The sequence below is a fragment of the Polynucleobacter acidiphobus genome (genome assembly GCF_003065385.1).
Lineage (GTDB): Bacteria > Pseudomonadota > Gammaproteobacteria > Burkholderiales > Burkholderiaceae > Polynucleobacter > Polynucleobacter acidiphobus.
The window spans coordinates 721,480-742,213 of the sequence record NZ_CP023277.1 but is presented as its reverse complement, the minus strand read 5'-3'; the positions used below and the strand labels follow the sequence as shown (position 1 = coordinate 742,213).

The 20,734-nt window shown below is 46.6% G+C and carries 20 protein-coding genes; 3 read left to right on the top strand and 17 right to left on the bottom strand.

Going from position 1 to position 20,734, the window contains the following annotated elements; genetic code table 11:
* The first annotated feature begins 1 nt into the window (after window position 1).
* Window positions 2-1,384 carry an efflux transporter outer membrane subunit gene (locus tag AOC32_RS03985; protein WP_159074892.1) on the top strand — a complete coding sequence of 461 codons (1,383 nt, stop codon included), beginning with the start codon at window positions 2-4 and terminating at the stop codon, window positions 1,382-1,384.
* A gap of 53 nt (window positions 1,385-1,437) precedes the next feature.
* Window positions 1,438-2,691 (top strand): patatin-like phospholipase family protein, encoded by a 1,254-nt coding sequence (locus AOC32_RS03980; RefSeq protein WP_108508250.1) that lies wholly within the window; start codon window positions 1,438-1,440, stop codon window positions 2,689-2,691.
* Between the two features lie 2 nt (window positions 2,692-2,693).
* Here AOC32_RS03980 and AOC32_RS03975 read toward each other — a convergent pair whose 3' ends face one another.
* The 12 genes from AOC32_RS03975 to AOC32_RS03920 form a co-directional block, all read right to left on the bottom strand.
* Entirely contained in the window at window positions 2,694-2,939 is a 246-nt protein-coding gene (locus AOC32_RS03975; protein WP_159074891.1) for a hypothetical protein, read from the bottom strand.
* Between the two features lie 7 nt (window positions 2,940-2,946).
* Window positions 2,947-4,299 (bottom strand): FAD/NAD(P)-binding protein, encoded by a 1,353-nt coding sequence (locus tag AOC32_RS03970; protein ID WP_108508248.1) that lies wholly within the window; start codon window positions 4,297-4,299, stop codon window positions 2,947-2,949.
* 23 nt (window positions 4,300-4,322) lie between these two features.
* On the bottom strand, window positions 4,323-7,400 hold the full coding sequence (locus AOC32_RS03965) for an efflux RND transporter permease subunit (protein WP_108508247.1): 3,078 nt from the start codon (window positions 7,398-7,400) through the stop codon (window positions 4,323-4,325).
* Between the two features lie 2 nt (window positions 7,401-7,402).
* The gene (locus AOC32_RS03960; RefSeq protein ID WP_108508246.1) at window positions 7,403-8,638 is read right to left on the bottom strand and encodes an efflux RND transporter periplasmic adaptor subunit; all 1,236 of its coding nucleotides are present in this window, start codon (window positions 8,636-8,638) and stop codon (window positions 7,403-7,405) included.
* An 8-nt stretch (window positions 8,639-8,646) separates the two neighbouring features.
* On the bottom strand, window positions 8,647-9,855 hold the full coding sequence (locus AOC32_RS03955) for a TolC family protein (protein ID WP_267895631.1): 1,209 nt from the start codon (window positions 9,853-9,855) through the stop codon (window positions 8,647-8,649).
* A gap of 143 nt (window positions 9,856-9,998) precedes the next feature.
* Complete coding sequence (locus AOC32_RS03950; protein WP_108508244.1) at window positions 9,999-10,376, bottom strand: hypothetical protein; 378 nt, start codon at window positions 10,374-10,376, stop codon at window positions 9,999-10,001.
* Between the two features lie 113 nt (window positions 10,377-10,489).
* A complete protein-coding gene (locus AOC32_RS03945; RefSeq protein ID WP_108508243.1) occupies window positions 10,490-10,771 on the bottom strand; it encodes an HU family DNA-binding protein in 282 nt (93 codons plus the stop codon).
* A 270-nt stretch (window positions 10,772-11,041) separates the two neighbouring features.
* The gene (locus tag AOC32_RS03940) at window positions 11,042-11,923 is read right to left on the bottom strand and encodes a DMT family transporter (protein WP_108508242.1); all 882 of its coding nucleotides are present in this window, start codon (window positions 11,921-11,923) and stop codon (window positions 11,042-11,044) included.
* Window positions 11,924-11,984: 61 nt separating this feature from the next.
* Window positions 11,985-12,176 (bottom strand): hypothetical protein, encoded by a 192-nt coding sequence (locus tag AOC32_RS03935; protein WP_159074890.1) that lies wholly within the window; start codon window positions 12,174-12,176, stop codon window positions 11,985-11,987.
* A 98-nt stretch (window positions 12,177-12,274) separates the two neighbouring features.
* Complete coding sequence (locus AOC32_RS03930; protein ID WP_108508240.1) at window positions 12,275-12,631, bottom strand: Rap1a/Tai family immunity protein; 357 nt, start codon at window positions 12,629-12,631, stop codon at window positions 12,275-12,277.
* 35 nt (window positions 12,632-12,666) lie between these two features.
* Window positions 12,667-13,767, bottom strand: coding sequence for a DUF3300 domain-containing protein (locus tag AOC32_RS03925; protein WP_159074889.1), 1,101 nt, complete (start codon window positions 13,765-13,767; stop codon window positions 12,667-12,669).
* Between the two features lie 46 nt (window positions 13,768-13,813).
* A complete protein-coding gene (locus AOC32_RS03920) occupies window positions 13,814-15,511 on the bottom strand; it encodes a cation:proton antiporter domain-containing protein (protein ID WP_108508238.1) in 1,698 nt (565 codons plus the stop codon).
* 398 nt (window positions 15,512-15,909) lie between these two features.
* On the opposite strand from AOC32_RS03920, the gene AOC32_RS03915 reads away from it, so the two are divergent.
* On the top strand, window positions 15,910-16,458 hold the full coding sequence (locus AOC32_RS03915; RefSeq protein ID WP_108508237.1) for a GNAT family N-acetyltransferase: 549 nt from the start codon (window positions 15,910-15,912) through the stop codon (window positions 16,456-16,458).
* A gap of 10 nt (window positions 16,459-16,468) precedes the next feature.
* On the opposite strand, the gene AOC32_RS03910 is transcribed toward AOC32_RS03915, so the two are convergent.
* The 5 genes from AOC32_RS03910 to AOC32_RS03890 all read right to left on the bottom strand — a co-directional run bounded on the left by AOC32_RS03910 (window position 16,469) and on the right by AOC32_RS03890 (window position 20,728).
* A complete protein-coding gene (locus tag AOC32_RS03910; RefSeq protein WP_108508236.1) occupies window positions 16,469-16,861 on the bottom strand; it encodes a VOC family protein in 393 nt (130 codons plus the stop codon).
* A gap of 67 nt (window positions 16,862-16,928) precedes the next feature.
* On the bottom strand, window positions 16,929-17,705 hold the full coding sequence (locus tag AOC32_RS03905) for an ATP-binding cassette domain-containing protein (protein ID WP_108508235.1): 777 nt from the start codon (window positions 17,703-17,705) through the stop codon (window positions 16,929-16,931).
* Between the two features lies 1 nt (window position 17,706).
* Window positions 17,707-18,750, bottom strand: coding sequence for a FecCD family ABC transporter permease (locus AOC32_RS03900; protein ID WP_108508234.1), 1,044 nt, complete (start codon window positions 18,748-18,750; stop codon window positions 17,707-17,709).
* Complete coding sequence (locus AOC32_RS03895; RefSeq protein ID WP_108508233.1) at window positions 18,747-19,649, bottom strand: heme/hemin ABC transporter substrate-binding protein; 903 nt, start codon at window positions 19,647-19,649, stop codon at window positions 18,747-18,749. Before AOC32_RS03895 ends, AOC32_RS03900 begins: the two co-directional genes overlap by 4 nt.
* Window positions 19,646-20,728 carry a hemin-degrading factor gene (locus AOC32_RS03890; protein ID WP_108508232.1) on the bottom strand — a complete coding sequence of 361 codons (1,083 nt, stop codon included), beginning with the start codon at window positions 20,726-20,728 and terminating at the stop codon, window positions 19,646-19,648. Before AOC32_RS03890 ends, AOC32_RS03895 begins: the two co-directional genes overlap by 4 nt.
* Window positions 20,729-20,734 lie beyond the last annotated feature (6 nt).

The window sequence follows — 20,734 nt, the reverse complement described above, 5'->3', positions numbered from 1 at the left end:
GATGCGCACTCGATTCATTACCAGCATTAGCGGTGCTCTAGCACTGGGGCTAAGTGCATGCGCAATTCAAGATCCATTAACAGGTCAGGCGCTACGTGAGCAGTCCTTACCCAAGGTCGCCATCCCCAATCAATTTAGCACCCCAAGCGTAAGCGGACCAGCGCTCGATAAGGCATGGCTTGCACAATTTAATGATCCAGAACTGAATGAGTTAGTAGCCGAGGCACTACTAAATCAGCCCGACATTCGGGTGATGGCTGCACGGCGCTTACAGGCCCAGGCTTTGATTGATGCGGCAGGTGGTGCGCAATACCCAAGCTTAGGGGTGGTTGGCAATACGGGCGGTCGGGTTGGATCAAGTGGTACAGGCTTAACTGGTTATTACATTGGTGCCAATTGGGAACTAGACCTCTGGGGTCGAGTACGTAATCAGGTCGCTGGTGCGCGTGAGAATGCACGTGCCCTCAATGCAGAACAAGAGGCAGCCCAACTCTCGCTGGTGGGAACCTTGACCAAAACGGTATGGCTTGCCAGAGGACTACAAGATCAGGCACGCTTAGCCGAAGAGAATGCCAATGCTGCAGCACGCTATGCCGAGCTCACTGCCATACGGGAAGATATTGGCGCCTCATCGAAGTCCGAGGTCTCGACAGCAAAAGCAAGCGCTGCACAAAGCAAAGAGGCGGAACTGATTGCGAAACAGGCACGCGATCAGGCACTGCGCGCCGTTGAGATTTTAGTGGGGCGCTATCCCCACGCCAAACCACTCAAGAGCACACAGCTTCCTGCCTTACCACCTCCAGTTGCGCCAGGTATTCCAACTGATATTTTAGAGCGTCGCCCCGATATTATGGCGGCCGAGGCACGTGTGAACAGCGCCTTCTATGCCGCTGCCGAGAAACGCATGGCGCGTCTTCCCAAGATTAGCTTGACCGCTGGATTTGGCTATATCAATAGCCAAGTGTTTAGTTTGATCAGTGGCCCAAGCAGTAGTTTGGGTGTTGGGGCAAATGTCATGATGCCACTCTTTCAGGGTGGTGCGATTGAGGCACAAATTGCCTATCAGAATGCAGAGGCACAAGCAGCATTAGCCAACTATGGGAAAGTCGTTCTAAATGCGTTTGGTGATGTTGAGAATGCCCTCAATGGTGAAATGACTTGGCGCGAGCGCACCCTCGCACTGCAGACCCAACTGAAGGAGCAAAAACAAATCCTACAAAATACCGAACAAGAGTTTGTGATTGGTCGTATTGACCAACGTCAGATTCAGCAACAGAAGATCAAAACAAATACTACTGAGATCAATTTCCGTCAGGGGCAAGTTGATGCCCTAACCCAACGAGTCAATCTATACCTTGCCTTAGGTGGCTCCGCTACTCCTTAGACTCTTTCATACCTGAACTTTTTTATCCCTTTATTTTTTGATTGAAACTCTCTATGCGCTCGCCATTCATCCGTTATGCCGTTTTCATTCTTAGTACTTTAGCGCTTAGCGCTTGCGGTACCTTAGAGCGCAAAGCCGCTGTTCCAGCTTCGGATTTAACCCGTGCACAAATTGCTGGCATGCAAAGTTCGCGCTATTTAATCGCCACTTCCGCCGGAATTAACAGCTTTGTTGATGATGTCAATCAACTCAATAAACGCTTGGGCAAAACGGTTCTTGATGGCAAGAGCAATTATCTATCCCTATCCGGTGGTGGTGATAATGGGGCATTTGGTGCAGGTCTTTTGGTTGGCTGGACTGAGCAAGGCACGCGCCCTGAATTCAATTTGGTGACTGGCATTAGCACCGGGGCCCTCATTGCACCCTTTGCCTATTTAGGCAAAGACTATGATCCTGTTCTCACCGAGGTCTATACTAAAGTTAAGCCCAGTGATATTTTTAAGTCGCGCGGCTTTTTATCCGGGTTCTTTGGTGATGGCTTAGCGGATACTTCCCCTTTGTTTCAGTTGATATCCAAATATGTCACCGCCGACTTTTTGAAAAAAGTGGCGCATGAGTACAACAACCGGGGTCGCTGGCTTTTGATTGGTACAACCAATATTGATGCAGGCACTCCAGTGATCTGGAATATGGGGCAAATCGCGAGTATCGGCACCCCTGAATCTCTAGAGCTCTTTCGTAAGATCTTGCTAGCCTCGGCTTCGATTCCAGCGGCCTTTCCCCCTGTAATGTTTGATTTCATGATCGATGGCAAAGAGTTTCAGGAGATGCATGTTGATGGTGGTGCAACCACTCAGGTTTTTCTCTATCCTGGGGCGGCAGCAAACCGTGCCAAGGAAATTGGTGTGAAGCGTAATACGAATCGCCAGGCCTACATCATTCGCAATGCTCGCCTGGATGTCGATTGGCAGCAAACCGAGCGTCGCACCCTGAGTATCGCGGGTCGTGCGATCTCGCAATTGATTCAATCGCAAGGCCTCGGCGATCTTTATCGTATTTACAACATCACCCAGGATGATCGAGTTGGATTCAATCTAGCTTATATTGGCGCAGACTTTACTTTCCCGCATGTTGAAGAATTTGATACCAAATACATGCAGGCGCTCTATGACTACGCTTATCAGCGAGCTCGCAAAGGCTATGACTGGAGCAAGTACCCGCCGGGCTATCGTAAATCAATCGAGGAAGATACGACGATGCAGCCTGAGCTTTTGAATACTAAACCGACTCCCAAGAAAACAAAGTAAGCTTAGCGGCAGTCAAATACAGCGACTAGTAAATTATCGCCCTTGCGATACACCGCTCTCTTGCCGTACTGTTGGCAGTAGGCATTTGCTTTCTCTGTCAGTTGAGGAAGTGACTCATCTGCGCTATTCAAAAAGGTGACATGATTGGCGTCCGATGCATCCGTAAAGACAGCAGCGCAGCCCTGCAGCATTATTAATGCGGCCAATACGATGAATTTGCACTGGGAGGAAGTCGAGAGTCGTTTCATAATAGCGTTATTGAACATTTGAACTAGGCATCCAGTTTAATCGGATTGCTTTAGCGAGTTGCTCGGCTTGCTTAGCAATTGCGCTTGCCGCAATCACGTCCCCCAAACTGCCCATAGTTGCTGGTCCAATCATCCAAAGGCTTTGATGGGCCCTGCCCCTTGGATCAAGAACACTAAGCTGTGAATCGATTGCGATCGAACTCTTGAGTGCATCAGGGCTTGCAATGGCGTCGCTTATCAATTGATCAAGTAATCGATCGCGCGCTACCCCAGTGCAATTAATTAAATGGTGGCCATGTACTACTTCTCCATCATGAAGTGTTACATGAATCGCACCATCACGAACAGTAATATTCTTGGCGCGTCCGCATCGAAACTCAATCTGTTGCTGATCGCGCATTTGATGGTAAGCCGCAATAGTTTGGGGTGAAGCCCGAAATCGATAGAGATTCCAAAGCCAGCCAAAGCGTTTCATCAAGATTCTGCGCTGATAAGCATTAAATCCCTGCCAAATACGATTGAGATCGGGTCGCAGCTCTTCCCAGGCACATTGCCATTCCGATTGATCGGTTGGGGTATTCGGGAGATAGTGGCGCATGAAGCGTACCAATCGTGCAGGTGTAATGGGATTAGGCCATTGTGGTTGCTTGGTTCTGGTCCATGGCGCCTGAGATGGGGGAAAAAGTACTCGTGGAGAAATCACTGAGACTTTTCCTTGGTGGCCCTGCTCTACCAAACCATTAATGGCATCCAATGCGGTTAATCCACCGCCGAGTAATAGGACATGATCATTTACGGGTATCCGATGAAGGTAGTCACCCGGCCATGGGTTCTCAGTCAGAGTGAGCTGACTTGAGGTCTGCTCAATGTGAACTGGGCATGGCCAGGTCGGCGTGGCATTGCCAGTCGCCAGAATCATTACCTTTGCATCGATATACTCACCAGTCTTGAGCTCCACTCTCCACCGACCATCAGACCCGGTGATGCGCTGTGCCTCACCTTGAATATGATTAAGGTCTCTACCGTCGAGTTGGTGATTAACCAATTGATTCATGTAAGTGCCAAAATCACTGCGGCGATAGAAGTAGCCTGCGCTTGTTTTAGCTTGGGGATCCTTAATATGCTCATTTGCCCACCTGGCAAAATGCAGCGGGTCTTCGGAGAAGATAATTGGAAGATCTTCACGGACATTTAACCGAAATGCTGGGCTTGTGCACCCATATGCATTACCCCGTCCGGGAGAATGCTTACCAAGAATCGTAATTGACTGCGCATCGATCCCTTGACGCAGCAGATGAATCAAGGCGACAGCGGCTGAGAAACCATCGCCAATGATTAAGATATCCGTCTCTTTATTCACCTACATAACTTTTTTGAATTATTTTAGACAGTATAGTTCTTGGCGAATGATCTTGATCGAACCCATGCATACAGCACTGGAAGAACAAAGAGAGTTAAGGTGGCGGCAGTCACCATTCCTCCCACAATCACGAGAGCCAAGGGTCGCTGCGCTTCCGAGCCAATTGATTGAGAGAGCGCGGCGGGCAATAGGCCCAGGCCTGATAGTAGCGCTGTCATTAAAACAGGGCGGACCCTTAAGCTAGCACCTTCGACCATGGCATTTTTCATGTCAGACAGGTTTTCAATTTGTACTTTGTTAATAAACGAGATCAAAATAACGCCATCCAAAATCGCGATACCAAATAATGACAAGAATCCAAAAAGCGCAGAAATGCTTAATGTCTCACCAGCTAAGTGCAAAGCAACAATCCCTCCGATTGCGGCAAATGGAACGTTGATCAATACAATTAATGCATCTCTTAAATTGCCAAAGACACTAATTAACAATAGCAAGATAGCCAATAATGCAAGTGGCACAATAAACATTAGGCGTTTTTGTGCCTCTTTCATCTGATTGAACTGACCATCCCACGAAATGGAGTAATTAGGGGGAAGGGAGATCGATTTGCCAACTAAGTATTTCGCATCCTCGACAGTACTTCCAAGGTCTCGATCTCGAACACTAAATTTAATCGCAATATAGCGCTTGCCAGATTCACGATAAATAAAGAATGGGCCATCACCTATCTTGACATTGGCAACCATTGATAACGGTATTCGCGCGCCACTGGGTGTATCAATTAGCAAACTGGCAATGTCGGTTGTATCGTTACGATTATTCTCATTTAAACGAATCGCTATACCAAAGCTCTTTTCGTCTTCTAATAACTGCGTGATAGGAGTTCCTCCAATCGCATTGGATACCACGACTTGGATTTCATCCATCTCAATGTTATAACGTGCGGCACGCTCTCGATCAATTTCAATATTTAGAGTAGGTTGACCGAGCTCTTTTAATATTCCCTCATCCGTAACACCCTTGACTTGCCGAAGGACCTTAAGAACCTCATTCGCCTTCTGATCCAATATCTCTAGATCAGGGCCATAAATTTTGATGGAATTCTCACCCTTCACACCTGAAATAGCTTCATTCACATTATCTTGAATGTACTGCGAGAAGCTGTACGTAATTCCCGGAATTGTGTTGAGCTCATCCTCTAGATGATTAATCAATAATTTCTTACTACTGCCCTTTGGCATCTGATCTGGCGGCTTAAGATATAACCCATACTCTTGGTTAAAGACCCCGGTAGGATCCGTCCCATCATCTGGGCGACCAATTTGAACTGCTACATTTTGAATCTCTGGCTGTTTTCGAAACAACTCCCGCAGTTGATTGGCAATTTTGACCGAGTAATCCAAGTCAACCGTATTAGGTAGGGTCACGCGAAGCCAAATATTATTTTCTTCAAGTGTCGGTAGAAAGGCAGTTCCTAGTCGGGTGGCACTCAATAGCGTTAGGCCCAAAATAAAAACAGAGGCTGCGGCAATGGTACGCGGCTTATCCATCCAACCACGCAGTAATGGCTTGTACCAAATCAGAATGGAGGTAATGAATTTTGGTGGCCGATGATGGAAGTTTTCTCCAAAGATCAATGACATGATTGCCGGTAGAAACGTTAAGCTGAGAATCATGGCTGCAATTAATGCAAAACCCATGGTAAATGCCATTGGTTTAAAAATAATGCCCTCTACCCCACCCATTAAAAATAATGGAGAGTAGGCCACAATGATGATGCAAACCGAATAAATCATCGCTCGCTGAACCTCGCTGACAGCCAGCACGATGCTTTGGTTTAGACGCTTTTTGCCATCCTCCAGATGCCGCATGACGTTTTCGGTCACAATCACCGCGGCGTCTACAATGATTCCGAAATCAATTGCCCCCAACGAAATCAAATTGGCAGGGACTGAAAATAAATCCATCTGGATAAATGAAAAACATAATGCCAGGGGAATAATCGCTGCAACAACTGCGGCAGCGCGCAAATTACCTAAGAAAACATATAAAACCACCAGCACTAGTGAGATGCCAAAAAATAATGTGTGTTTTACGGTACCAACTGTAATATCCAATAAATTTTGACGATCATAAAATGGCTTAATCTCAATCCCTGGCGGCAGGACATTCGTATTTAAGTTGTGAATACGCTCCCGAACACGAGCCAGCACTTCGGTTGCCTTTTCCCCTCGACGTAAATAGATAATGCCCTCAACCTCATCGGGCTGATCATTAAACTGAAACATACCCAATCGCGGAGCATGTCCTATTTTGACTTCAGCAATATCTCCGATGCGAATGGGGATGCCATTGTTATTGGTTACTACAACTTGCTTAATATCGTTTACGTTTTTGAGCAGTCCAACGCCTCGCACAACAAATTGTTGCTCACCACTTGGAAATAAACCGCCACCAGTATTAATATTTGAGGCCGAAAGAGCATCAATCAGCTGAGTTAGCGTTATATTTTTTGCCTGCAGAGCCTCGGGGCGGATGATCACCTGATATTGACGAACTTTGCCACCGAACGAAGATACCTCAGCAACCCCAGGTGTTTGCTTTAACTCTTTGTAAATTTCATAGTTCTGAAGTGTTTTTAATTGTTGTGAGTCGGCATGATTGGAAGTTACTTGATAGCGCATGATCTCACCCGTCGCATCGGAGTCGGGACTTATGGTTGAAATCACGCCAGGAGGAAACTCAACCTTAGAAAGGTTTGCAGTAAAAATTTGTCTTGCTTTAAATGCATCGCTTCGATTATCAAATTTCAGGGTCACAACGGACAGGCCAAATAAGGACACTGACCGAAATGTTTGCACACCAGGAATACCAGCAAGCGCATTCTCAACAGGAATTGTGATTTGCTGCTCGACCTCGGTTGTTCCGCGACCCGGCCATTGGGAAATAGCCTGTATCGTCAAAGGAGCAACCCCAGGGTAAGGTTGGATTGGGAGCGATCGGAGTGCCAATACCCCCAGAATGAGCAACACAGCGCAACAAGCTAAAACAATGCCCCGTTTATGAATAACGCCCCGGACTAATGAAGTGATTAAGCTCATTATTAGTCCTGCTTACTAAATCGTTCATTAAGCAAAACGGCACCCTGAGTGAGTATTTCATCATTTGGGCTCACCCCTTCAGTAATTGCAAAACGTCGACCATCAAGGTCATACCCTTTAACAATCACTCGTCGATAACTTTCTGAAGAGGTACGAATAAAGGCATAACGGATATCTTTATCTCGCACAATTGCTGCCTGTGGAACAGCGATAGCTTGCGCTAATCCAATTTGTAACCTAGCATTAGCAAACATATCGGGACGTAAAAATCCATCAGGATTGGTAATATCTGCTCGTATTAGCAACCCGCGCGTTTGCGAATCAATAGTTGGCGCCACATAATTTACTTTGGCAAAAATTTCGCGGTCTGGAAATGCCTCTAAGGAAATTTTGATGCTTTGTCCCCGCTCAATCAAACGCGCGTCTTGCTCAAAAACATTTCCTACAAACCATAGTGCATTGGGGTTCGCAAGAAATACCAAGGGCTCACCTACCGCAACGCTGGCACCAGGCTCAATATGCCGCTTCACCACAATTCCCGAGATTGGCGAGCGCATGATTAGATTTGGATTGGCCTGACCAGTTTTGCCTAGTTGCAGAATATCCGCATCAGCAAATCCAAGATTACGCAGTCGATTAGTCGCTGCATCGAGAGTAATCTTTGCATCAGCCAATAAGTTGGTCAGGGTCGTCCCTTCACTCAATATCTTGACTGTTCGATTTGTTATTAAATACTCCTGTTGAGCCGATTGAAATTCAGGGCTGTAGAGCTCCAGCACGGGACTTCCAACTTTTACGGGAGAGCCCTCAAAGGTATAGATTCTTTCAACCCGACCAGTGACTCTCGAACTAAGTAATTTCCCCTGTTCGGCATTGAATGTAAGGCGCCCGGGCACTTTTAATTCTTGTGGAAGCGTTTCTAACTTTAATCGCTCAAATCGGTATATTTCTGGATTTAAAGTAACCCCAGGCAACTGAAGCGACATAGCTCCAGTCTTATCAACCATCAGCTGCCGTTCCTGCGCCTCAATGCGAACTTCACGATTAACATTCGTAATACGGCCGATGGTAAATCCAATTACCAAGATTGCAAATGCAAATGCAGCCAACCGAAGTCGATAACGCTTTTCTGGCGACAGCTTCCAGTAATAATTAGGGAGGGTAACGATCTGATTGGCTAATTGACTAAACAATGACTCTAGGTAGGCAATCAGTTTTGGATTGAAATGGTGTTTCACAATATGTCCTAAAAAGGTTCACGTCCAGCAGCAACCATCAGTACAGCGTAAGTTTGTAAAACATCACTTTCCGCTACTGTCAGTTGGTTTTGAATAAGTCGTAATTGATTTTGTGCAGTTAGCAAGTCATTGAATCCCTGACCATTATTTGAGTACTGCGCAAGCGAAACCTTGTAAGCTGCATCGGCCTGTGATAGCTGACTGTCACGAATAAACTGCATACGATTTTTGGCTTGCTCATAGGCGGTATAAGCATTGGTAACGCCCAAAATAATTTGCTGTCGATTGGCAATATTGCTTGCTTCGACCGAAGCTTGTTTTCGAATTGCCTGCTCTACTCCATATTTCTCCTTCATGAAGAAATAAAGAGGGATCACGATATCGAATTCCAATTGATAAAAGAGTGCTCCATTATTGGATGCAAATGGGCCCCGGGGGGTGTAAGAAGATCCAATAATTTGAAAATCTGGGAGATAGGCTTTTCGAGCAAGGCTGACTCCTTTGCGGGCAGCATCTACATCGAGTTGGGAGCTTCGCAATAGAGGGTGGCTAGTTTCTGCATAGTTCTCAAGCTCCATAAGGGTTGGTACCATTCGAATCGCCTGCTGAACATTTCCGGATAAAGTAATTTTTTCACGTGGATCTCGACCGATTAATTGATTAATGCTCCGATAGGCGGTTTGAAGTTGTTTTTCTATATTGAACTGATCCGCAATCGCCGCACTCTGGGCGACCTGAGTATTTAAAAACTCAACGTAGGCAGCTGAATTATTGGCATATCGAGCACGTGATACATTCTTTACCAACTCAAATCGTGCAACCACCTCTTTTGAGACCTCCAATTGCTTCTGCGCCGAGAGTGCACTGTAATACAGGGTTGATAACTGCGCCCCAAGGCTCAGGTAAGAGGCCTCACTCTGAGCCAAAAGTGATTCTGCCGAGGTATTAGCAATTTCTGATGCGAGACTTTTTTTACCGGGAAATTGAAAAGGCTGAGCAATGGATATTGAATTGTTACTACTAATATCATTCGCGTTTGCACCGCCAAGTCCCAACGGCGAATTGGGCGGCATTCCTGACCATACCAACCCCAATTGAGGATTAGCGGGCGCAGCAATCTGCGGCACCGTTGCCTTAACCGATAAGTAATTCTCGCGCAAAGAGGTAAGTTGAGGATTATGGAGTTTCAACTCACTCCACAATTGCCTCAAATCCATCCCCTTTGATGGCTGTTGAGCAAAACTTTGATTGATGCTTAGGCAACATAGCAGCAAACAAAGTTGCAGTTTTAAAAAATACATTGACCCTCCGAGCAAGAGGCATACACATGTAGAGCAAGCTCTACCCCAATCGTTCTAACTCAAATAAACGATGGCGGTGCTCTGGCCTGAGAAAGGCCTATTGGATGTTTTGGTAGCCCACGATGGGAAAAGAAATGCGGGCGATTACTTAAGGTAAGAACAAAATGACTGTGAGAAATCACCGGCGAATATTGCTCAAGGTCATCGGTTGCACCACACGAGCAAATGAGCGCCTGCGCTAAATCTTCGTTTTGCCACAAAATAACCAGGGGCTCAGCTTGTAATACAGATAAGCCCTCCTGATGCACATAGTGCATCTCTTCAAAATCGTCTAAATCTTCTTTAAAAGACGGGGTGGCGGCCTGAACTGAGCATCCAAAAATAATGGAGGCAATCACAAAGGTATGAACCAATTTTTTGCGAATGAACTCAAGCATGTTTGGATTCTAGCCCATTAAATAGGTAACGCTGAGTATTTAGGCGTTTAAAAATGATGCGTGGCAACAAAAAACCGCCTCGTGGGCGGCTTTTTGGAAATACCGAATTGGTATTACTTGCGCTTGTTGACAGCGTCTTTGAACGCCTTACCAGCAGAGAACTTTGCGGTCTTTGATGCAGCAATCTTAATTGCTTCACCAGTCTTTGGATTGCGGCCAGTACGTGCTGAGCGCTTACCTTGGCTAAAGGTTCCAAAACCAACTAACTGAACAGAGTCACCTTTCGTTACTGCTTTGATAATATTTTCAATTGCGGAGTTTAGAGCGCGCTCTGCACTAGCTTTTGAAAGTTCAGCATCATCAGCAATTTTTTCTACGAGTTCAGCTTTATTCATATTTTTCCTTTAAACAAACAATTAATAAACTTTACAAAAATGGACTGCATCAGCAGCCCAAAATAGAAGTCTCCTAAATCTTTATTACCAATTACCGAGTGATTTGCAACTGATAACGATTAGAGTTTGCAACACAGATTCCATGAACACAAGGGGATTACTCTAGGGATAATCCCGCATTTTTTTGGGATCTTGACCGCCATCAGACCCTTTACTGGCTTGATTCTGCGGTTAATTTCATAATCTGAATCCATTTATCCGTCAATCCAATTAGACAGCCGGTCCCCGACGCACCAACATCTTGCGCCCAATCATGACTGTTGTAATCACCAGACCGGCAAATAGGATGTTCATCCATGTAATGGGCTCGGAGACCAAAATAGCAGAGGCTAGTAAGGTACAAAAGGGTTGCAATAATTGAACCTGACTCACGCGTGAGATTCCGCCAATCGCCATACCGCCATACCAAAAGAAGAATCCAATAAACATTGAAAAGATCCCGAGGTATAAAAAGCTAATCCAGATACTGGCACTCGCTACTAAGTAAGACTCTTGAAACGTGAAGACACTTCCAATCAAGTTGATCGGCAATGAGAGAACTAAGGTCCATGAGATCACTTGTTTGGCATTCATCGTACGCGACAAGTTGCCGCCAATTGCATAGGCAATTCCATTGGCTGCACAAGCAATTAATAATAAGAGATCGGTATACCGAAACCCCCCTTCACTATTTAAATATGCGTAGGTGCAAACTAAGAAGCAGCCTGTTAAAGCGCTCGCCCAAAAGCCCAAGGACGGGCGCTCTTGAAAGAGCAACACTCCTGCAACGACCGTAGCCAATGGCATGATTCCCAAAATAACCCCAGCGTGAGAGGCCTCACCCGTAGTCATCGCGATATTAATGAATAGCGGGAAGATAAAGACCACGCCAAGCGCCACAATTGCAAATTGACGAATTTGTTTCGTATCTGGAATGGGTGCTTTGGTATAGATTAGATAGCCTCCCGCCAAGATTCCAGCGAGCAATGCACGCGCGAAGCACAAAAAATAGGGATTAAGAGTCTCAACGGTTATTTTGGTAACTGGTAGGGTCAGGCTGAATATAAAAATACCAATGAAACCAATCAGCATGCCTTTGGTTTCATTTTTCATTGAGTGCTCTTAAAAATAAAATGGCTCCGCAATGGAGCCATCAAGGGTTGAGTCTATTTAATTAGTTTCGGGATTTTTGTTTAATCGCAAATGACAAATAACCAAGGGCAAGACCAGAGCCCAGAGAGAAGACAAACACAGCGGTTTTTGAGTCAGGGGCGCTTGCGGAGAAGATTAAGTAAAACGCAACCGTAATACTAACCACCATACCAATAAAACCAGCAATTTTCATGATCTTGTCAGTGGTACTCATTGAATCATTAATTAGCATCTGGAGCATGTTTTTTTCCTTTCAGCAAAGAGGATCGGCGGGACTCAAAATGATTGTATAACGATTGCCTTAATAAGCCACTATTTGCAGGGGTAGCGCTGTCTAAAGAAACGTACCAGGGTTTTGGCGGCCTGCTCTTGATTAAATTGAGGATTTTGTTGATTCCATTTCAGAAAATCCTCTAGCACTTGCTCGCGCGTGTGGTTGCTGGATGCAAAGCAGATGCTAGGCTTTGAGCCCGCTGGGCGACTGGCTAAATAAGCCTGATACACCCCCTCACCAAATCCAAAACAAAAGTTCTGAGCATCAATATCGTTTCGCGCCTTGCAAAGTTCTACCATGGCAGCAGTCGACGCATCATGCGGTTTTGCTTGCCCATAACTGATTGCCGGAATGATGGCCAAATATCCGAATGTCAATCCCAAAAGTATCTTCATTGTTTTCATTGATCGTATTTTGATTGATAGCATGATTAGCGCCTAAATCCACCCATGCGACCACCGCCAAAACCTCCTCCACGGAAGCCTCCGAAGCGATCCCGACTCTCATCAAAGCGCGCCTGTTCCCGCATCGCATTTTCTTGAGCGGCCTCCCGAGTTGCATTGGGGTTGGCTCGATCCGCTGCAATTGCGGAACGCCCTTCTTGATCAAGACGGCTGGCTTGAGCCTTCTCTTGGGCTGTAGCATTTTTCTCAAATGCACTATCGGCACGCTGCGCAGCATTGCGGGCATCTTGTCGCTCTTGTGGAGTGGCGTTATTTTTCCAATCGTTTAAGAGGCGTTGCTGATTGGCAATACTGCTCGGACCAATTAAGCCTCGGTTAGGACGTTGCTCATTATTGTTTACATTAATCGTGCCACTTGACCAAGCCGGCGTTGCCCATAAGGCCCCTCCAACGGCTAAACCCACACCAAATGACATTGCGCCCCAGGCTGGATCGTACGCGGGGTATGGCGGGTAATCAGGATAGGGCCAAGGACCATAAACTTGGGTTGGGTTATAGGTTGGTACATACACAATTTGTGTATTGGGCGGCGCGATAATGATGTTCCCGCTGGCATCAGTGCTCACAGTCATTTGGGCATTGCTTTTTAAGGTACCGGCGGTTAGTGCTTTCTTGCGCAGTGCTTGCACGGCTTTCATCGTATCTGCCGGTTGCAACTTATAAGCATTTCCGAGATTTTGTGTCCACTGCAACTGCTTACCCATCATGCTTAATGCCTGAGAAAATGAAATCAATGACTTGACGCTATCGTTCCATGATTGGGCATTGAGTGCATTCGTAAGCGCACTACCTTGCAAACTTGCATTGCTCGAGCGCCAGTTATAGGCCTCAGCAACTTCAAGTGGGTAGGTTGAAGCCAACAACATAATGGATAGTAATGAATCAGGGTATAGGGCGATTGGAGAAACCAATGACTCCAACTGTGCACTCGATAACATTTGAGGGCTCGCACTCACGTTTGCAGCATTCCCAAAGTTATTATTGGACTGGCCTCCCGCACAAGCACCTAGCAATAAGGTCGCCGCAATACTTACTGCAATGCAAATGGGCTTTTTTGGTTTAGCCATCAAGGTTTTGTGGTCCATTATTTTCAGTACTAAACAAATAGATAAATTATTTTGCCATCTCCGCGATGACCTCACCAGCTATGCGTGCTGCCAACTCATCCTCGGGCGTAAAGGATTTACCCCAGCCCTCTTTCTCATAGAGCTCGATCTCTTCAGGACTTCGCGCTCGGATAAAGATTTTGACCTCGGGATTAAGGGTGCGCGCAGTCTCCACCATCTTACTAATATCAATTGAATCCTTGGTTGCAATGACCAAGATTGCTGCACGGGCGATATGTGCCTGAATCAAAACAAAGGGGTCGGCTGCATCACCAGTCACCGCTGGGATATTTTGCTTGCGTAGCTCTTCAACCATGCCACGCTCTTTTTCAGCGATCACACAGTTAATATTTTGTGCTTTGAGGTTCTCAAAGACTTTCTTACCAACACGACCGTAACCAACAATCACCACTTGCTTATGCAAGAGCGATTCATTAACGGTGGTGGGTAATAATGACAGGGGGTCCAAGCGCTCATCAAGCTTACGTGCCAGGTGTGAGCGCTTTCTGGCCCATACTAAGGCTGGTTCGATCCCATTAAATAAGAAGGAGTTAAAGGCGATCGATAAAATCGCTCCCGCCAGAATTAGGCTGTATGCCTCATTCGGAATTAGATTCATGGCAAGGCCCATACCAGCGAGAATGAATGAGAACTCGCCAATCTGCGCCAAACTAACGCCAACGGTCAAGGCAGTGCCCAAGGGGTACTTAAATAACAACACCAACAAAATTGCCGCTAATGTTTTACCAACCATGATGATGGCAATCACAATCAGTAATTTGATGGGCTCTTGCCAAATAATCTCTGGATTAAAAAGCATGCCGACGGATACAAAGAACAATACTGCAAATGCGTCGCGGAGCGGTAATGACTCATCGGCTGCTCGCTTACTAAGCTCAGACTCACCAAGCATCATGCCAGCAAAGAAAGCGCCCAGAGCAAACGAGACGTCAAATAGTTCTGCGGCTAAGAAAGCAATCCCAATTGCTGCTGCAATCACCGCTAAGGTAAAGAGCTCGCGTGAACCACTCTTCGCAACGATCCATAGCATTTTTGGTAGCAAGCGTTTGCCCACGACCAACATCAAAACGATAAATGCAGTGACCTTGGCCAAGGTTATTCCGACCAAGCTTAGTAATTCACTGGGGCTGGTGGAGTGTGCAGCCGATCCATCATTGCCATAGATCTCAGCCATCACCGGTACCAACACTAAGGCTAGAACCATCATCAAGTCCTCAACCACCAACCACCCGACTGCAATCTGGCCATTCACGGTCTCTAAAAGCCCCTTTGACTCGAGGGCTCGCAGTAAAACAACGGTACTAGCTACCGATAAACTTAAGCCAAATATGATGGAGCCAATTAAGGACCAGCCCCAGTAATGCGCCACCAAATAACCAAGTGCAGTGGCAACTGCCATTTGGAAAAGTGCACCAGGAACCGCAATTTTTTTGACTGCCAGCAGATCATTAATTGAGAAATGAAGTCCCACCCCAAACATCAGTAACATCACTCCAATTTCTGCAAGCTGAGTCGATAAACCAATGTCGGCAACAAAGCCTGGCGTTGCCGGGCCAATTACCACGCCTGCAATTAGATAGCCTAATAACGGTGGCATCTTCAGGTAAGAGACCGCAAGCCCAAAAACAAGAGCGAGCCCAAAGCCTCCAGCCAGAATTGCAATTAAGGTAACGTCATGCGGCATCGATCGGTCTTGTTATTTTTAATGAATTGAACCATTCGATGGTATCAGTTTTGATTTTGTACTGCCCCGTACTGATAACCCCAAGTTGTAATTTGTTCCGTATTTAGTGAACAGGTGATGAACTTAGCCAATCAACCATGGCCAACCCTTTGGGATCTGTGAGTATGGGTTTGGATTCCTCTTTTTTTTGCTGTCATGCAGCATTCTGAAAAAGGGCGTATAGTGTAACTAGGGTTAACCCTTAAAAAGAGTTAATTCCTATTGAAATCAACCCTTTACAAGAGGATAGAATATGAAAAATCTAGTGAAATACCTAAAAAGCATCATTGAAGCCTGGTCTGAGGCTCGCTTAGCGTACATCGCAAGAAACCGAAAAAGTTACCCCATGGGGTCCTAAGATGACGGTCTTTACCCACTTTCTGCCCAATACCCAAATCAATCGGTATGGATCGTGGCTGAAAACCTTGGATCCGCAGACACTTAGAAACTACTTTGGGATTAGCTTAAGCGCTGAGGGCATCAATCGCCTCGTCCGTAAATTTAAACAGGACAAAGCAAATCATCATTTTCTGATTGCTCATCATGATGGTCATTGGGCTGGCGTGATTCATATTGCCTGTCTCAATGATGCAGTTGAATTTGGGGTGATTGTGAAAAAAGAGTTTCGTCGCCAAGGAATAGCTGATCAGCTACTCAGTGAAGCAATCACCTGGGCCCAAAACCGTGGATATCGCACTCTCTATATGCACTGCGTGATCGAAAATCAAGCGATCCGATATTTATGCGCTAAGCATGGCTTGCAATCGAGGAATATCTACGGCGATGTCGAGGGACATATGCGCTTACCTAAGGCGAGCTGGCGATCGCTATGGAAGGAGTATTGGCAGCGCCAGGCTAATTGGTATTACTTTCTTCAAGAGCGGCTCAAGGACTCGAAAGCTACCTGAAAGCGCGCTCTTAAAGTAGCTCGCTAATCTCGATTAGATTTTGGTCGGGATCGCGCACATAGACTGAATTGATTTTGGTCGTTGCGCCAGTGCGAACCACCGGTCCCTCGATAATGGGCCAGTTTTTAGCATTCAATTGCTCAATCACCTCTCTCAAGGGACGGTCTGCAATAAAACACAGATCCAAGGAACCGGGTGTTGGAAGATCCGCCTTGGGTTCAAATTCTTTACCCTTGATGTGAAGATTAATCTTCTGCTGACCGAACTTGAATGCTTTGCGCTCAACCGGTGGTGTGCCGCCAATAAATGACTCGAGTTTCATACCAAGTACGCTCGTATAGAAATGAATGCACTGTTCCTCGTGCGCTGTTGTCAAAACCAAATGATCCAGATGATCAATCATGTCCCCTCCATGACAGTTGCTAATGAATGGATCATATGACATTCAACAAATAAATTAAAGTGTTCGGTTATGAGTAAATACCGGATGGGCGAACCTGAATCAGCACACTCCTACCCTGACTATCGCGTAGATGCTCTAACTGAATTCCATATAAACGCTCTAGGTCTTCTAGGGCATGATGATCAGCTGAACAATCCAAAATAATGCGCCCCTGCTCCACTAGAAGCAATCGATCAAAATCAAGGGCATGATTAATATCATGCAAAACTGCTAGCACCGCGTGGTTTCTTTCTCTCGCAAAACGGTCAATGGTATCCAGCAATTGATACTGCAGCCCTGGGTCTAATGCTGCCACTGGCTCATCCACCAAAATCAGACCATCGCGGACATCCCATAGCTGAGCAAATACTCTTGCCAGATGAATTCGTGCTTGCTCACCGCCAGACAGAGTATTAAATGCACGCCCCAAAAGATGCTCTGCGCACGCCATCTGGGCTGCGTGTATAACGATCGTTTCGTGGTTGATCTTATTAGTGGCGCTCACTCGTCCTAGCTCAATCACAAGATCAGTCATCAGCCCAAAGGCAATCTGAGTATTCTGAGGTAAGACCCCTCGTATCCGACTTAGTTGCGCCGAGGAATACTGCTCAATCGAGGTGCCATTCATCAAAATTGAGCCGCTTTTAATTTGATACTCTCGCGCAATCAGTCGAATAATCGTTGACTTACCGGCACCGCTTTTACCCAGGATCGCAATCCGCTCACCCGGCTTGATCGTGAAATCAAATGGCCCAAAGAGTTTTTTTCCAAGCTGTAAAGAGGCATGATGGAGTTGTAATTTCATATCAATCAAGCCTTGATCGATATTGCCGTAATAAGATCAAAAATAATGGGCCGCCTAACAGGGCAGTGAAAATACCGACTGGCACCTCTGCAGGGATTGCAATGGTTCTGGCAATTGTGTCGGCAATGAGTAGCAGAATAGCCCCCACCCCTGCGGAATAGGGAACTACCCTCTTTTGATCAGACCCCAAGCAAATACGCACAAGGTTGGGCGCCATTAAACCAATAAAGCCAATCATGCCGCACCATGCAACAGCCAATCCAGAAAGAGTGGCAACCAAAACGATGACCTTGGTTCGTAGGTGTGAAACATCTACCCCGAGATGATTGGCAATGTTCTCACCCAATGTCAAGGCATTGAGATCCTGTAAAAGAGTTCGAATCCAGACCCATCCGATAACTATGGCTCCAACCAACACCCCGACCATCATCCAGCGTGCGCTTGCGAGAGACCCAAGGGTCCAAAAGGTAAAGCTGCGCAATTGTTCATCGTTGGCTAAATAGGTACATAGACCGATCACGGCACCCGCTAGGGCATTCAATGCAATGCCGGTTAATAGCAGACCCGCAATCGATCCCGGAGATATAACACGGGCGACATAATCAAGGCAGAAACAAACCGCTATAGCACCCAAGAATGCAAAAACTGGGATTGCCCAGACCCGTAGCTCCTCCGTCGGAATAAAACGAAAGCCATCAAATATCACGATACCGATCGCTACGCTACAACTGGCTCCCGCAGAGACCCCCAATAGGCCTGGATCAGCTAAGGGGTTACGAAATAAGCTTTGTGCGAGAGCGCCTGCAACGCCCAGTGCTGCTCCAACCGTAATGGCCAATAAGGCGCGCGGGATCCGAATGTTCCAAAGCACATAACTGGCACCCTCATAACCATTCTGTGGATTAAAAACTTGCAACCAGTCCAAACCATGAATATCCACAGCACCTAAGTTCACTGCGATTAGAAATGCAGTTAACCCTACAAGAAGTAACCCAAGCCTCGCACCCCAGGCTGAGTAGTCAAGTGGACTGACGACCTGTCTCATCCTAACAAGGTGCGTGCCTGACGATGAAGCGTTAAGACTGCATCCGGCATTCGTGGACCAAATCCCAATAAATAAACGGCATCCATTGAAATAATCTTCTGACGCAGAATCGCTTTCGTTCTTTCCATACCGGGCAGGCGTGCAAGCTGACTACGTCCGCCAATCGCTTGCAGCCCTTGATCTGTGACCAGGATTAAATCGGGGTTGGCCATAATCACTGCTTCGGGAGTTAGCGGTTTGTACCCTTTAAAACCATCGAGCGCATTTCGTAGACCAGCGTACCGGATCATGGCATTGGCATTGGTTTCTTGGCCAGAGACCATCACTTGGGAGGGGTTCATTGAATGAATGTAGAGCACACGAGGGGTTGTGCTTGGAAAGGGTTTGGCTTGCATCTCATCTTCGATACGAGCCCACTGCTGCTGCAACTGAAGCTTCAATTGATCGGCTCGAGTTTGTTGATGAATCGCTTGACCAATCGCAATCACCCGATCGCAGATTCCGGTAAAGGTGTGATGGGCAGGCAAGCGCCGTATCTGAATCCCAGCATCTTGAATCTGGCGAATAACTACCGGAGGTCCGGCATCCTCGGTACATAAGATTTGGGTTGGGGATAGCGATAAAACGCCCTCTGCCGATAAGGTTCTTGAATACCCAACACTGGGTAACGTGCGTGCGGCATCCGGATAAATCGAGGTCGTATCAACCCCCACAATCAAATTACTAGCATTTAGTGCATACACAATTTCTGTAACTGCCGATCCAATACAAATCAGACGTTGGCGACCTAGGGTAGCTTGAGTTCGCTCTGCCCAAGCTGGCTTCTCAAGCCATGCCATCGGGATGGCTGCCATTGCGCACAGAAAACGACGACGCCCTGTATGACTAAGATTATTCATTGGCAGGCCTCCATTAATCCATGTTCACCCTCAATCTCGGTTACCAGATCTCGCCAGGATGCAAGTTCAGCTTTACCAGGCTTGCGCTCTCCAAAAAACATTGCAATGGCCTCGCCGCCCTGATCAAAAAACTCAATGGAAGTAACGATGCCATCGACCGTTGGCTTACGAACAATCCAGGCACGCTCAATCAGATCCTGACGAAGGTGTAAATTAAAGCGGGGATCCATCACATTGATCCAAGACCCCTGTTCCATGATCCGATTAATGGGTCCCGAATGTATCTGAATCATTCCAGGATTACCAACAAAAACCATGATGGGGGTTTTAGTCTGTGCTGCACGCTGCAACATTGATCGTAGGCAGTCTTTAGAAACTTCCCGAACAAACTCTGGCTCCGCTAAACGAAGTGCCTGAGTGCGTGTAAGTGTGTATTTTCGTAAGAGTGGATAAAAGTCATGGGTATCCTTGAGATCTCTCCATGCCTGCCAAAATCCGGCGCGATCGATCTCTGAATCTGGGGCTGGGGTTGGCTTTACCTTGAGCGTTAATACCTCAAGACCAGGCTCTTGTTGAGGGGTCGCAAACAATGAAACGATTGCGTCAAATGCCGACACATCACTCTGTGGCTTCAGATGAACCTTATGAATCGCCCGTCCCTGCGCATCAAAGAATTGCAAGCTGCGCTGCTCTCCCTGAGAACTACTTTCAGTAACCGCAAATCCTGCAAACCACTGTTGATAAAAGATCCGCAAGTCAATCTCACCCACGACCAGACCTACCGACCCCTCTTGACTTACTTGACGGTATTGACCAATTTTTTCATGGACGCAGGCTTCGTTACGGGTGAGAGCCATGACCTCCCCAATCGACTCAATCGAGGCTATCAGCACAGGCCAATTAGCATCCAGACGAATTGCTCTTAAGCCCTTAGCTGCCGTAGCACCAAGTCCAACGTGAGCGGCAATCAACTCACCCTCAGAAATAGTAAGCATCGCAGCAATTTCTCGATGCCGTAAGCGTCCCTCTTTGCGCAAGGTGATAAACGATTGACGAATGCGATGAATAGTCGGTTTCATAATGCC

Coding starts and splice junctions, on each gene's coding strand:
- AOC32_RS03935 (WP_159074890.1), bottom strand. CDS start 12,176: ATGAGTACCACTGACAAGATCATGAAAATTGCTGGTTTTATTGGTATG.
- AOC32_RS03950 (WP_108508244.1), bottom strand. CDS start 10,376: ATGCTTGAGTTCATTCGCAAAAAATTGGTTCATACCTTTGTGATTGCC.
- AOC32_RS03955 (WP_267895631.1), bottom strand. CDS start 9,855: ATGGATTTGAGGCAATTGTGGAGTGAGTTGAAACTCCATAATCCTCAA.
- AOC32_RS03915 (WP_108508237.1), top strand. CDS start 15,910: ATGACGGTCTTTACCCACTTTCTGCCCAATACCCAAATCAATCGGTAT.
- AOC32_RS03925 (WP_159074889.1), bottom strand. CDS start 13,767: ATGGCTAAACCAAAAAAGCCCATTTGCATTGCAGTAAGTATTGCGGCG.
- AOC32_RS03905 (WP_108508235.1), bottom strand. CDS start 17,705: ATGAAATTACAACTCCATCATGCCTCTTTACAGCTTGGAAAAAAACTC.
- AOC32_RS03895 (WP_108508233.1), bottom strand. CDS start 19,649: ATGAATAATCTTAGTCATACAGGGCGTCGTCGTTTTCTGTGCGCAATG.
- AOC32_RS03890 (WP_108508232.1), bottom strand. CDS start 20,728: ATGAAACCGACTATTCATCGCATTCGTCAATCGTTTATCACCTTGCGC.
- AOC32_RS03985 (WP_159074892.1), top strand. CDS start 2: ATGCGCACTCGATTCATTACCAGCATTAGCGGTGCTCTAGCACTGGGG.
- AOC32_RS03975 (WP_159074891.1), bottom strand. CDS start 2,939: ATGAAACGACTCTCGACTTCCTCCCAGTGCAAATTCATCGTATTGGCC.
- AOC32_RS03900 (WP_108508234.1), bottom strand. CDS start 18,750: ATGAGACAGGTCGTCAGTCCACTTGACTACTCAGCCTGGGGTGCGAGG.
- AOC32_RS03920 (WP_108508238.1), bottom strand. CDS start 15,511: ATGCCGCATGACGTTACCTTAATTGCAATTCTGGCTGGAGGCTTTGGG.
- AOC32_RS03930 (WP_108508240.1), bottom strand. CDS start 12,631: ATGAAGATACTTTTGGGATTGACATTCGGATATTTGGCCATCATTCCG.
- AOC32_RS03940 (WP_108508242.1), bottom strand. CDS start 11,923: ATGAAAAATGAAACCAAAGGCATGCTGATTGGTTTCATTGGTATTTTT.
- AOC32_RS03965 (WP_108508247.1), bottom strand. CDS start 7,400: ATGAGCTTAATCACTTCATTAGTCCGGGGCGTTATTCATAAACGGGGC.
- AOC32_RS03945 (WP_108508243.1), bottom strand. CDS start 10,771: ATGAATAAAGCTGAACTCGTAGAAAAAATTGCTGATGATGCTGAACTT.
- AOC32_RS03980 (WP_108508250.1), top strand. CDS start 1,438: ATGCGCTCGCCATTCATCCGTTATGCCGTTTTCATTCTTAGTACTTTA.
- AOC32_RS03910 (WP_108508236.1), bottom strand. CDS start 16,861: ATGATTGATCATCTGGATCATTTGGTTTTGACAACAGCGCACGAGGAA.